The organism is Pseudomonas protegens (assembly GCF_003363755.1).
GTDB classification, from domain to species: Bacteria; Pseudomonadota; Gammaproteobacteria; order Pseudomonadales; family Pseudomonadaceae; genus Aquipseudomonas; species Aquipseudomonas danubii.
This window is the reverse complement of sequence record NZ_CP031396.1, coordinates 6,101,935-6,114,469: the sequence shown is the minus strand read 5'-3', so window position 1 is coordinate 6,114,469 and position 12,535 is coordinate 6,101,935. Positions and strand designations below refer to the sequence as shown.

Annotated in this window: 12 protein-coding genes and 1 pseudogene; 11 read left to right on the top strand and 2 right to left on the bottom strand. The window is 57.3% G+C overall.

From position 1 onward, the window contains the following. Positions 1-33 precede the first annotated feature (33 nt). The 10 genes from DWF74_RS27730 to DWF74_RS30525 all read left to right on the top strand — a co-directional run bounded on the left by DWF74_RS27730 (position 34) and on the right by DWF74_RS30525 (position 9,412). Positions 34-681: an amino acid ABC transporter permease gene (locus DWF74_RS27730; protein ID WP_102864222.1), complete on the top strand. Its 648-nt coding sequence runs from the start codon at positions 34-36 to the stop codon at positions 679-681. A gap of 9 nt (positions 682-690) precedes the next feature. Continuing rightward, the gene (locus DWF74_RS27725; RefSeq protein WP_102864221.1) at positions 691-1,350 is read left to right on the top strand and encodes an amino acid ABC transporter permease; all 660 of its coding nucleotides are present in this window, start codon (positions 691-693) and stop codon (positions 1,348-1,350) included. After that, positions 1,347-2,111 carry an amino acid ABC transporter ATP-binding protein gene (locus tag DWF74_RS27720; protein ID WP_115582146.1) on the top strand — a complete coding sequence of 255 codons (765 nt, stop codon included), beginning with the start codon at positions 1,347-1,349 and terminating at the stop codon, positions 2,109-2,111. The genes DWF74_RS27725 and DWF74_RS27720 overlap by 4 nt, the downstream gene beginning before the upstream one ends. 316 nt (positions 2,112-2,427) lie before the next feature. Beyond that, positions 2,428-2,982 carry a fimbrial protein gene (locus tag DWF74_RS27715; protein ID WP_115582145.1) on the top strand — a complete coding sequence of 185 codons (555 nt, stop codon included), beginning with the start codon at positions 2,428-2,430 and terminating at the stop codon, positions 2,980-2,982. A gap of 640 nt (positions 2,983-3,622) precedes the next feature. Next, a complete protein-coding gene (locus DWF74_RS27710) occupies positions 3,623-6,109 on the top strand; it encodes an outer membrane usher protein (protein WP_115582144.1) in 2,487 nt (828 codons plus the stop codon). A gap of 21 nt (positions 6,110-6,130) precedes the next feature. Next, positions 6,131-6,889 carry a fimbria/pilus periplasmic chaperone gene (locus DWF74_RS27705; protein WP_115582143.1) on the top strand — a complete coding sequence of 253 codons (759 nt, stop codon included), beginning with the start codon at positions 6,131-6,133 and terminating at the stop codon, positions 6,887-6,889. A gap of 144 nt (positions 6,890-7,033) precedes the next feature. After that, on the top strand, positions 7,034-7,531 hold the full coding sequence (locus tag DWF74_RS27700; RefSeq protein ID WP_115582142.1) for a fimbrial protein: 498 nt from the start codon (positions 7,034-7,036) through the stop codon (positions 7,529-7,531). Beyond that, positions 7,528-8,031: a fimbrial protein gene (locus DWF74_RS27695; protein WP_115582141.1), complete on the top strand. Its 504-nt coding sequence runs from the start codon at positions 7,528-7,530 to the stop codon at positions 8,029-8,031. The genes DWF74_RS27700 and DWF74_RS27695 overlap by 4 nt, the downstream gene beginning before the upstream one ends. Positions 8,032-8,039: 8 nt before the next feature. Next, positions 8,040-8,570: a fimbrial protein gene (locus tag DWF74_RS27690; RefSeq protein WP_115582140.1), complete on the top strand. Its 531-nt coding sequence runs from the start codon at positions 8,040-8,042 to the stop codon at positions 8,568-8,570. Positions 8,571-8,575: 5 nt separating this feature from the next. Continuing rightward, entirely contained in the window at positions 8,576-9,412 is an 837-nt protein-coding gene (locus DWF74_RS30525; RefSeq protein ID WP_162884133.1) for a hypothetical protein, read from the top strand. Between the two features lie 691 nt (positions 9,413-10,103). Here the strand turns inward: DWF74_RS30525 and DWF74_RS31125 are convergent. Both DWF74_RS31125 and DWF74_RS27680 read right to left on the bottom strand, forming a co-directional pair. Beyond that, positions 10,104-10,253 (bottom strand): annotated as a pseudogene (locus tag DWF74_RS31125) (IS5/IS1182 family transposase); the annotation flags it as partial. Positions 10,254-10,410: 157 nt separating this feature from the next. Then, entirely contained in the window at positions 10,411-11,040 is a 630-nt protein-coding gene (locus DWF74_RS27680; RefSeq protein WP_102879957.1) for a response regulator transcription factor, read from the bottom strand. Positions 11,041-11,262: 222 nt separating this feature from the next. Here DWF74_RS27680 and DWF74_RS27675 point away from each other — a divergent pair, with 222 nt between their 5' ends. Further along, entirely contained in the window at positions 11,263-12,468 is a 1,206-nt protein-coding gene (locus DWF74_RS27675) for an EAL domain-containing response regulator (RefSeq protein ID WP_115582139.1), read from the top strand. The last annotated feature ends 67 nt before the right edge of the window (positions 12,469-12,535 follow it).

Below are 12,535 nucleotides of genomic sequence, written 5' to 3'. Positions count from 1 at the left end.
GGGCCAGTCAATCCGACCTTTTCGAGCCTGCCCATGGATCTGACACTTATACAGCGCACCCTGCCGTTCTTTCTGGAGGCGGCCTGGGTCACGGTGCACGTTTCGCTGCTGGCGCTGCTGCTGGGCTTGCTGGTGGCGGTGGTGCTGGTGGCGGCCCGGCTGTCCGGCTTCTTCATGCTTCGCTGCCTGGCCCGGGTCTACATCAGCGTTTTTCGCGGCACCCCCTGCCTGGTCCAGCTGTTCCTCATCTACTTTGGCGGCCCACAAATCGGCCTTGAGCTGGAGCCATTCACCGCAGGCGTCATCGGCCTGGGCCTGAACATCGCGGCCTACATGGCCGAATCCATTCGTGGCGCAATCAGCAACGTCGATCCCGGTCAGGTCGAAGCCGCCCGCTCAATCGGTTTCGGCAAGGGCCAGACCCTGTGGCTGATCACCCTCCCGCAAACCGCCAAGTTGATGATCAGACCACTGGGGGTCAATGCGGTCGCGCTGATCAAAGGCTCGGCCCTGGTGTCGACCATCTCCGTGGTGGAACTCTCCTACACGGCGCAGCGTTTTATCAGCTCCACCTACAAGCCATTCGAGATCTTCATGGTGTCGGCCATTTTGTACATCGCCATGGTCTACACGGTCAGGCTGATGGTGGACCACCTCGATAAACGCTTCGCGGCCAAGTGAGACGCCTCCATGCCAAGCCTTGACCTGAGTATCGTGACCCCCTATTCCGAGCTGCTGGCCACCGGGCTCTGGTGGACCATCGTCTTGTTCCTCTGCTCCAGTGTGCTGAGCCTGATCGCCGGAATAGCCTTTGCCCTGATCGTGCTCTACACCCCGAAACTGGTCTCCCTGCCCATACGTTTCCTGACCTGGCTGCTGATGGGCACGCCCCTGCTGCTGCAGCTGTACCTGATCTATTACGGCCTGGTGCAAGTGGGGATCGATATCCCGGCCCTCGCGGCCGGCATCATCGGCCTGAGCCTGCATTTTGCGGTCTACAACGCCGACGTGATTCGTGCCGGGGTCCTGTCGGTCGACCCCGGGCAGATTGAAGGTGCGCGCTCCATTGGCCTGAGCCGCAGCCAGGCACAACGCTACGTGGTGGTGCCGCAGGCACTGCGCAATACCCTGGCCCCGCTGGGCAACAACCTGATCGTCCTGCTCAAGGACACCTCCCTGGTGTCGATCATCGGCATTGCCGAACTGGTCTACAGCGCCCAGCGCGCTGTGAGCGAAACCTACAGCCCGTTCGAATTCTATCTGGCCGTCGCGGTGATCTATTACGCGGTCAATCTTGTTCTGGAAGCCGGCCTGCACCTGCTTGAAACCAAGGTAGAGATGTCACGATGACCACAGAAAAGTTCATGGTTGAAGTCAAGGGCGCGCGCAAGGCGTATGGCGCACTTGAAGTGCTCAAAGGCATCGATCTGTCTGTCGCGCGCGGACAGATCATCGCCATCATCGGCCCCAGCGGTTCGGGTAAAAGCACCCTGCTGCGCTCGATCAATCACCTGGAAGTGCTGAACGAAGGAGAGATCTGGCTGGAGGGCGAACACGTCAACCGGCCCTTGAAAGGTCGCGCATTCGAACAGCACATCAACAGCGTGCGCCAGCAGATGGGCATGGTGTTCCAGCACTTCAATCTGTTCCCGCACCTGACCGTGCATGAAAACATCGCCCTCGGACCGATCAAACTCAAAGGGCTGAACAAAGCCGCGGCCCGTGAGCTGGCCATGGAGTACTTGTCCAAGGTGGGCCTGGCCAACAAGTTCGACGAGTACCCCTCTCGCCTCTCGGGCGGACAGAAACAGCGCGTGGCCATTGCCCGGGCCCTGGCGATGCGCCCCAAGGTCATGCTGTTCGATGAAGCCACCTCGGCCCTGGACCCGGAGCTGGTGGAAGAGGTCAACCAGGTCATGAAGCAACTGGCCGCCGAGCACATGACCATGTTGATCGTCACCCACGAAATGCGCTTTGCCGGTGAAGTGGCGGACCGGATCATCTTCATGGACGGCGGCGTGGTGGTCGAGGAAGGCGTGCCGCAGGAGATCCTGCAAAACCCGACCCACGAACGCACCCGGTCGTTCCTGAAAAAACATTTGCATGCTTAGCGAGGCTGCGCTCGCGCGGGCCGCAGGTGCTGTTGCGCCAGGGAGGCAACGGCGCCGTCTTAGACTCGGCCACACCCTCACTTAAAGTTCAAAGTGTGTCGGAAAAGCTCATCTGGCTCATGGGGATGCCTGGTGCACTTAAGAAATTCTGCGGACTTGTTCGGAGAATCCCTAAGCCCACCTCGGCATCGCCTTACTTACATTCTCCCTTCCTCTTTCTAGGATAACCCAACCTCAACGGTGCACAGATACCGGAGCAGCTTGTGTGCTCCATTGAGTACCTTCAGGGATTTAAATTTCAACCTAGGAGTATCAAATGAAAGTTCGTTTGTTGGCTGGTGCAATCATGACCGTCACCTTGGCAGCAACTTCGGCTATAACCTTTGCCAAAGATCAAGGCCACGGTGTGATTACCTTTAAGGGCGCTATTATCGACGCACCATGCTCCATTGCTCAGGAGTCGCAATACCAGACCGTAGATCTGGATCAGGTTTCCAACGTTGCCCTGAAGAACGGTGGCAAATCAAGTCCGAAGACCTTCAAGATCGAACTGCGCGGCTGTGAACTGGGTGCCCTGAAATCGGCCACGGCGACCTTCACTGGCTCGCCTTCGTCCAACCCTGACCTGCTGGCAATCAAAGGCACCGCACAGGGCGCAAGCCTGGCAATCGCAGACCACTCCGGCGCGCTGCTCAAGCTGGGCAACGCTTCGCCTGCACAAACGCTGAGTAATGGCGACACCTTCTTGCAGTTCAGCGCCTATCTGCAGGGCGACATGGTGACCCCAGAGGGCGGCGGCGCAGCAGCGCCTGCCGAAATCGTACCAGGCAACTTCGAAACCTTCGCCAACTTCACCCTCGCTTATCAGTAACGTATTGCGTCACTGACGTGCTCCGCAGTACGCACTGGCTGGGTACTGCGGGGGAGCTTGCGGAGGTTTTGATGATTCGCTCTACCGCACTGCTGCTAGTTTCCCTCTGCTCCGTGGGCCTGCCCATCTGTGCTGCCGGTGCACTCAAGAGACGCGTGCAACTGGCCGGGAGCACCGTCGACAGCGCCTGTACCACCGTTTGAGTAATAACAATCAGACGGTTGTGCTAACCCACTGGCACTTAACGGATTAGTCAGCGGCAATACGTCATCCCAACAATCACTGAAGATCTATATCAACAATTGCATTGCGTCGACCACAAAGAACAACACCGAGCCCTCCCAGCGTTTCTAACGGAAGTTCGAAAGTCAGACTGATGGTAAACACTTCGGCATTCAGGGCGGCGCAAAAGGCATCGCATTGCAGATTAAAGATGAACAAGGGCTGTTGATTTCACCCGGCATGTTACTTGAGCGCAGCACACTGTCCACAGACAGTTAGATGCTCAACTACTCGCTGACGCTCGTGGGTAGCGGACATGCGCTGGAAGCGGGCAGCTATCACGCCACGATCAAGCTGAGTATTCAGCACTTCTGAACTGCATCACCTTGTGTGCAGTTTCGCTCAAGGATTAAGTCACGTGGATCACCGTAAGGTACTGGCTACCACGGCGCTATGTTGTGTCGCGACGCTGGCAAGTGCAGCCGAAGAATTCCAGTTCAACACCGATGTACTAGACCTCAAGGATCGCGAGAACCTTGATCTTGGGGTGTTTGCTTCGGCCAACTTCATCATGCCCGGCCAGTACAGCCTGATGGTCCACGTGAACCGCAATACGCTGACGGAGTTTGCCGTCAACTATTTCCCGGCCCAGGACGATCCGAAAAGCAGCGTTGCCTGTCTTTCGCCGGCCTTGGTCAATGAACTGGGTCTGAAAGAAAAAGCCATCAAGCAGTTGGCCTGGTGGCACGACGGAGCCTGCCTGGACCTGACCAGCGTTCCCGGCATGCAGGCACGTGGCAACCTGGGCAATTCGGCGCTGTACGTGAGCATCCCTCAGGACCAGCTCGAATACAGCTCACCCAACTGGGACCCGCCCTCGCGCTGGGACGACGGCATTTCCGGGGTGCTGTTCGACTACAACGTCAACGCCCAGACCACCGAGCGCAAACGCGGTAAAGGCCGCAGCGACTCCCTCAGCGGCAACGGCACCATGGGGATCAACCTAGGCGCATGGCGCCTGCGCGGTGACTGGCAGACCCAGGTGCAACGCAGTGACGACCAGCCATCAAACAACGAGTTCGCCTGGAGCCGTTTTTATGCGCAACGCGCCGTGCCTTCGCTACGTTCGAACCTGATACTCGGTGAAGACTATCTGGACTCCAGCGTGTTCGGCAGCTTCCGATACACCGGCGCCAACCTGAGCAGCAACGACAACATGTTACCCCCCAACCTCAGGGGGTATGCCCCGGAAATCACTGGTGTGGCGCGGACCAACGCGCGCGTGGTGATTCGCCAACAAGGCCGGGTGCTCTACGACACACAGGTGCCACCTGGGGCTTTTCGTATCCAGGACCTCAACGATGCAGTCTCCGGCCAGCTTAACGTGCGCGTCGAGGAACAGGACGGCAGCGTCCAAGAGTTCCAATTGGACACCGCCAGCATCCCCTACCTAACCCGTCCCGGTACCGTTCGCTACAAGCTTGCCGCAGGCAAACCCTCCGACTGGGAGCACCAGATGGATGGGCCGGCGTTCGCCACCGGTGAGTTTTCCTGGGGGGTGAGCAACGGCTGGTCGCTGTATGGCGGGAGCCTCGGCGCCGAGGACTACGGTTCGCTGGCCGTGGGCGTGGGCCGCGACCTGATGGCCTTCGGTGCACTGTCGTTCGACGTCACCCAGTCGCGCGCGACGCTGCAGGACGACACGCTGAGCGGCAAATCCTACCGTGCCAGCTATTCCAAGCGCTTCGATGAGTACGACAGCCAGGTCACCTTCGCAGGCTACCGGTTCTCCGAGCAGAACTACCTGAGCATGAGCGAATTCATCGAGGCCCGGCGTGACAGCCAGTCGTTTAACCAGAGTAAAGAGTTGTATACCGCGACCTTGAGCAAGCAGTTTCGAGATTCCGCGCTCAGCCTGTACTTCAACTACAACCACCAGACGTACTGGAACAGCCGGACGAGCGATCGCTACAGCCTGTCGTTGTCGCGCTACTTCAATGTCGGCAGCCTGAAAAACCTCAGCCTGTCGCTGACCGCTTACCAGAACAAGGGCAACGGCACCGCCGATGACGGTGCCTACCTGTCGGTCAACATCCCCTGGGACAGTAATGGCTCGATCAGCTACAGCTCGTCGGTCAACCGCGGCGACACCTCACATAACCTGAGCTATTACGACCAGATCGATGAACGCAACCACTACATGGTCAGCGTCGGACAGGCTTCAAGCGGTCAAACCGCCAGCGGCTACCTGTCCCATGACGGCGACCAGGCAGAGGTTGTGGCCAGGGCCAGCTACCAAGCCGACGAGTACACCTCGGCCGGGTTGTCCCTGCAAGGCGGAGCGACGATTACCGGCCAAGGCGCAGCGCTGCACCGCAGCAACATCATGGGCGGCACCCGGCTGCTGATCGATACCCAAGGCGTTGCCGACGTGCCAGTGCGCGGAAACGGCGCAGTCACACGCACCAACCGTTTCGGCAAGGCCGTAGTGACCGACATCAACAGCTACTACCGCAACCAGGCCAACATCGTGCTGGACAGCCTGGCCGAGGATGTCGAAGCCACTCAGTCCGTCACCCAGGCGACCCTGACTGAAGGGGCGATCGGTTACCGCCGCTTTGATCTGATCGCCGGCCACAAGGCCATGGTCGTGATTCGCATGACCAACCACCGCGTGCCACCCTTCGGTGCCTCGGTACAGAACAGCCGCGGTCAGGAAACCGGCATCGTCGGCGAGGACGGTTCGACCTACCTGAGCGGTATGAAACCGGGCGAGCTCATGTCTCTGTATTGGGATGGCAGCGCGCGCTGCCACTTCACCCTACCCGAGCAGGTGGTTTCGCCCGGCCGACAACTGGAGCTGCTCTGCCTGCCGACCAGCGACCCAGATAACGCCACTGCTTGACTCACTACACCAGGTAACTTCATGAAAACTTGCTACAAACGCACCACCTTATCCCTGCTCGCCCTGCTGAGCATTTGCGCGGCGCAAGCCAGCCTGGCCGCCGTATCGCTGGACCGCACTCGGGTAATTTTCACAGGAGGCGAGAAATCGGTCAGCCTCGGCATCAGCAACCAAAACACCCAGTTGCCCTACCTGGCCCAAGCCTGGATCGAAAACGAACAGGCCGAAAAGATCACCAGCCCACTGGTGGTGGTACCGCCAATCCAGCGCCTGGAAGCTGGAGCCAACAGCCAGGTGAAAATCCAGGGGCTGCCGGAGCTGACCCGGTTGCCCCAGGATCGCGAATCGCTGTTCTACTTCAACCTACGCGAGATCCCTCCACGCAGCGACAAACCCAATACGCTGCAAATCGCCCTGCAAACGCGGGTCAAACTGTTCTACCGGCCCGCAGCGATTGCTCCACGGGCCGGCGTCAATGAAGCCCCCTGGCAGGAAAAGCTGACCCTCACCCGCCAGCAGGACCGCTACCTGGTGAACAACCCAACGCCCTATTACGTCACGCTGATCGATGCAGCGCCCGACCTCAAGGCCGACGGAGCAGCCGGCTTCAAGCCACTGATGATCGAACCCAGTGGCCAGCTCGACCTGGGCGTGAGCAGCAAAGTGCTGGGCAACCAGCCAGTGCTGACCTATGTCAATGACTACGGCGGCCGCCCACAGCTGCAGTTCAGCTGCGCAATCAGTACCTGCACTGCCGTCCCCGTGGCCAGCAAACGCTGACGTTCAATGACCAGTTTCTGTGAGCGCCGATCATGAAGCCCAGACTCCGTGTATCCCTAGCAGCACGCCTGTGCTGTGCCAGTGTCACCACTCATGCCGTCAGCCCGGGGGCTTTACGCGCCAGCCTCAATGTGAATCTAGCGTATGACTGAGCCCCTCATCATGACGGTCGCACGTCCCGCGTTGCTGGCACTTTTGCTCGGCTGCGGCCCCTTGGCCCAGGCCGTCGAGAGCCGGGTGACGATACAAGGTGTCATCCATGCGGCGATTCCCTGCGTGATCAACAGAGACGCGCCCATCAGCGCCCCTTTTCATGATGTTCAGATTGCAGGCATCGATGGCGACTACAAGACCATTTCCATCGACTACACGCTCGACTGTAGCCGCGCAGCGACCAATGAACTGCGGATACAGGTGCGCGGCAATGGGGCCTTCGACAGTTCGCTGCTGCAGATACCCGGTTACGACAATATCGGTATCGCCCTGAAAAAGGACGGCGACCGGTGGGCACTCAACACCTGGTCCAACTTCGATACGCGCAAGCAGCCCGTGCTACAAGCCGTGCTGGTCAAACGCGACGCCAGCGAAGTCAAGGCCGGCGCATTCAAGGCCAGTGCAACCCTGGTGGTGGACTATCGATGATCCTCTTGCATCGCACCTTGGCAATCCTTTCAATCACTGCTCTGCCCCTGTCGTGCGTTAACGCGGACAATCTGGTGTTCAGTGGAACCCTGTTGGCACCGCCCGGCTGCATCGTCAGTGACCAGGGCGGCCGAATCAACGTGCGCTTCGCGCAAAACATCGCCGTCAACCGCATCGATGGCGAGCGCTATCGCCAGGCAATCCCCTACCAGATCGATTGCCCGGGAGCCGCCGACACCAACATTACCTGGCACATACGTTTGACCCTCAAGGGCACGCCCGCGCCTTTCGACACCACTGCGCTGAAAACCTCGGAAAACGATTTGGGTATCAAGGTCCTGCTTGGCGGCACCGCATTGACGCCCAACGAGCCACGAGAAATCGATGTTCGCGCGTCGCCCCCCCCCGTGCTGGAGGCCGTACCGGTAAAGCTCGCTGGCGCGGCATTGCCCAGCACCGAGTTTACTGCCTCGGCGCTCTTGATGGCCGAGCTCTATTAGGAGGATCCATGAGCAATTGGGCCATGAACCTGGGCGCCTGGATCGTATGCCTGTGGTTGCCGGCGATCCAGGCGGCAGAAGACAACCTGTACTTTTCTGGCACCTTGGTGAACGAGCCTTGCATGCTCGCCGAAGGGGATAAGTTGATTGAAATAGACTTCAAAAGCGTGATCGACAAGGACCTGTACCTTAACGGCAGGACCAAGGGCCGCCCCATCGAACTGCACCTGCAGAACTGCGATCTGGACGTCGGCAAGCGCATGGTCAGCATCACCTTCAGCGGCAACGAAAGCAGCGAACCACCCGGATTTCTGATGCTGCGAAGCACAACCGTGCAAGGCCTGCTGGTAGGGCTGGAGGCAATGGGTGGCGAACCGCTGCCGCTGAACAAGACCCACCGCATGGGCGAGCTGACTCGTGGTGAAAACCTGATCAGCTTCAATGCCTACCTGCAAGGCGAGCCTAAGGTGCTAGCCAATCACACCATCGGACAGGGCAACTTCGAAGCCTCCCTGACCTTCTCCCTTAGTTACGAGTGATCATCATGAAGAAAGCCTATATGACAGTGCTGCAGGGCGCCCTGGCAGCGATGCTGCTGTGTGGGGCCGCGTTCCAGGCTTACGCCATTACCATCACCACGACGAAAAGTGAGTATGTCCCAGGAGGAATGCGTTACTACTTTGAAGTGACCAGTTGGGGGTCTGAGTTGATAAGCAGCCCCTGTTCAACAAACGAGTCGATTTATACTGTATGCATAATTCGTTTGAGTGCACGCATTACGTCGAGCTACAACCGTACGGTAGGAGATTACGCAGTATGGGAGGTCCCCGTCCGCCGTAGTTCTTACATGGGAGACCTGTTGAGGGATTTGGAAAGTAAGGGGTTTAGGATTCCGCTCAGCGGATCAATTTTTGTAGACTCAGAATATACGCATTCTGACCTTTGCATCGGTTTTTTAGCTGTGAAGACTGGACCAACCATTGGTGGTGCTCTTAATCCCTTTGGCCCCTGTCACCGAGTAGCTGCACCGTCGCTGCAATGCGATATCACAGGATATGCCGTGATCGACCACAAGAGCCTGATGGATAACGCAGTGGACGGGGCGACGGCCTCAACGCGGGTCTACGTGCAATGTCGTGGCCCTGCCAGCATGACTGTCTCGACGTCACGGAGTGATTCCTACGGCGTACGGCTCAAGAGCGATGGCAGCCTGTACAGCAAGATAACAGTCAATGGCAAGGATGCCACGGTAGGTATCAATGTGCCGATTACACAAGGCCTCGCCACGCCACTGACCATTACCTCGACCCTGGTCAAGCGCGGGAAAGTTACGCCTGGTCAGTTTAGTGGGTCCACAGTAGTAACTATTTCACCGCCCTAAGATCACTACATGTACGAACGCCAAGATCGCCAGACATATCTTCATGCCATGGGACGACAGCTGAGTGAAGTTAAGTTTTCTCAACCTTTAGTTTTAGGCTCAGCCCGGAGTTCTCAACAGTTCTAACATAGTGCTTTGCTTTTTAGATCTTCGTCCGCACGCCTTCATAGACACTAAAAGTCCACATCTGCGACTGGGCAAAGAGGAACATCGAATCTTAGGGAGTTGACATCTCGTTAAACCTGGCTCGCAAGCAGTCATACTCCAGGCCAATTATTGATTCATCAACAATAGTCAGACTGTCAATATTCATGTCTGTATTGAACAGTGCCAGTAATCTCAGAGCATCCCCAGTGATGCTCCGATCAACTTGTCGCGCAACAGCTCCAAGTCAAAACTCCTGCGCCACGAAGCGTCAATTTCCGAACATCGGCCGGCGCATTATGTTTTGCCCGGTATCACGTGTTAAACGCGTAACACGCCCATACCCATCAGCTGGTTTCACAGGACGAACAGCGTCGCCAAATGGCTGTGTTTTTCATCAGTCCGCGAGAGCGCACGCTCACCTGACCAAACTGCTGCTTGATCACCCGAAGTGGATGCTCAACCTTGGCCCGCGCCTGCGTTTTCAATATTCGATCTTGGTCGAGCTCGGGGCATGAACAATAGTGATATCAACGATGATGCCTTAGCGCAGAAAGAGCCCCTTTTCCTGCAAATAACCGTTGATGACCACAAGGATCACGGGCGCCAGTTAGTGCTTTTCTAGCAGGTGCCTGAAGTTCATGATCGTGGCGTCTTCGGGGATCGGCGCGCTCAGCGTCAGACGTGCGAACTGGCGCTTGGGGTAATTTTATAGATGGCTCACAAGAGCGCGGATCGGGAAGTCAGGCGTATTCAGCACATCTGCGGACTTGATCGGAGCATCCACGAGGATGCTCCGATACTTGCAGTTCAAATCGGGTTGCCGAATATCATTGTTGCCGCTTTGCCATCTTTCAGAGAATCAGCCCATGGCGCTTGGCGAACTCTGCCAGGCCAACTTGCGAGCCCTGACCAAGCTTCTGTAACAAGCGAGCCTTGTAGGTGCTGACGGTCTTGTTGCTGAGAAACAGCTTCTCGCTGATGGCCTTGTTGGAATAGCCCTGAGCCAGATACTGCAGCACGATCATTTCCCGATCGGTCAGTGAGCCAATCAGCTCGGTCTCGGACAACTGCTCGGCAGCCGGCTTGGAAACATCGTTCACCAGCGAAGGATAAAAGGTATAGCCGGCCAGCACCGCATTCAGCGCCACCACCAGATTGCTCAGGTCTTCTTCCTTGTTGACGAAGCCTCTAGCGCCAAGCTGAATACAGCGCTTGCAAAAGCTTTCGACAGACTGCGATGTCAGTACCAGTACCTCGGTGGGCAAGCCCAGCGCCTTGATCCGGGACAACACCTTGAGGCCATCGAGTTTGGGAATGCCGATATCGAGAATCACCACACTCGGAACATGCTCGCGTACCAGTTCTATTGCATCCAGCCCGTTATCGGTTTCGCCCACCACCTGCATATCGTGCTTTTCCAGCAGAACCTTCACCGCCAATCGAACGACGGGATGATCATCCACTATTAATACGCTGTGCATAATGTCATTTCACCTTATAACTTGCCGCCGGGCAGCAACTGCGAGGGCGCAAACTCCTCGGATTTGACCCGACTTACAAGTGGTTATTGACGATCATTGAAAAATTCAGACGCTCTGATTTTTTCATTAGGAAATTTCCTACAAGACATGAAGATACATCTAATGGCCCCGTATCAAATGACTTAAGCAAGATATCCGACGAGTCAACAACACGAGCCAGCAATGCAACACCTGAACGTTCTAGTTTTGGAAGATGAACCCCTGCAACGCCTGGTTACCATCACTGCGTTAAGGAAGGTGATACCCGTCCAGATTCATGAAGCCATCAGCGGCAGTCAGGCATTGGCACTGTTGGAAAGTTGTGAAGCCATCGACATTGCCATCTGCGATTTGAAAATGCCCGGCATGGACGGCCTGGCTTTCCTTCGTCACGCCAGTCACAGCGGCAAACTGCGCGCGGTCATCCTTTGCAGCCAGATTGATCTGGCGCTGCGCAACACCACCGTGTCCATGATCAAGCGCCTGGGTCTGCATTTTCTCGGAAGCCTGAGCAAACCCTTCAACCTGGAGCGTCTGACCACCTTGCTGAAGCGATACCAGTCCCTGCGGCATGACCTGGCCAGCCCGCTCAAGAGCATTGCGCTGCCCACGCTAGGTGATGTGTTGCGCGGTCTGGACAACGGAGAGTTCGAGCCCTACTACCAACCCAAGGCGGCACTCGATACCGCTGCCGTGCTGGGCGCCGAAGTCCTGGCTCGCTGGAACCACCCACAACTGGGGGTGCTGCCGCCGTCACACTTCCTGAACATCATGGAAGACCACAACCTACTGGATCGACTGTTCTGGCAATTGTTCGATCAAGGTCTGGCGCTGCGGCGCAAACTGGCAAGAAACGACCTACCGCTGAATTTTTCCTTCAACTTGCACCCCTCACAATTATCCTCCGCAACTCTGACTGAATCCGTGACGTCCTTGTTGGCGCTCTTCCAGGTGCCTTCAAGTTGCATCACCTTTGAAATCACCGAAACCTGTGTGATGGGCGCTTGCGCGTACAGCCTGGAAAATATGGTGCGCCTGCGGCTCATGGGCTGCGGTTTGGCCATGGACGATTTCGGCGCCGGCTTCGCGTCTCTGGAACGGCTCTACGAGCTGCCCTTCAACCAAATCAAGTTGGACCGCGACTTCGTGCGCAAGATGAGACATCACCCTGCAAGCAGCGCCATCATCCGCTATACCTTGGCCCTGGCTGGCTCCCTGGGAATGTCAGTGATCATCGAAGGCGTGGAAACCCATGAACAGCAGGAGCAACTATTGAAGTTGGGGGGCTCGATTGCCCAAGGTTTTCTATTTGCCCGCCCCATGCCGGAAAGTCACTTCATCGCCTATTGCAACAAGCCCTCAAGTCCCCCCACTAACGATATAAATTGATAGGCCAAAGCAACCCCCGACAGCTACTATTTTCACTCTGTATTTTCAGCGCTCTCGACTCAACTAA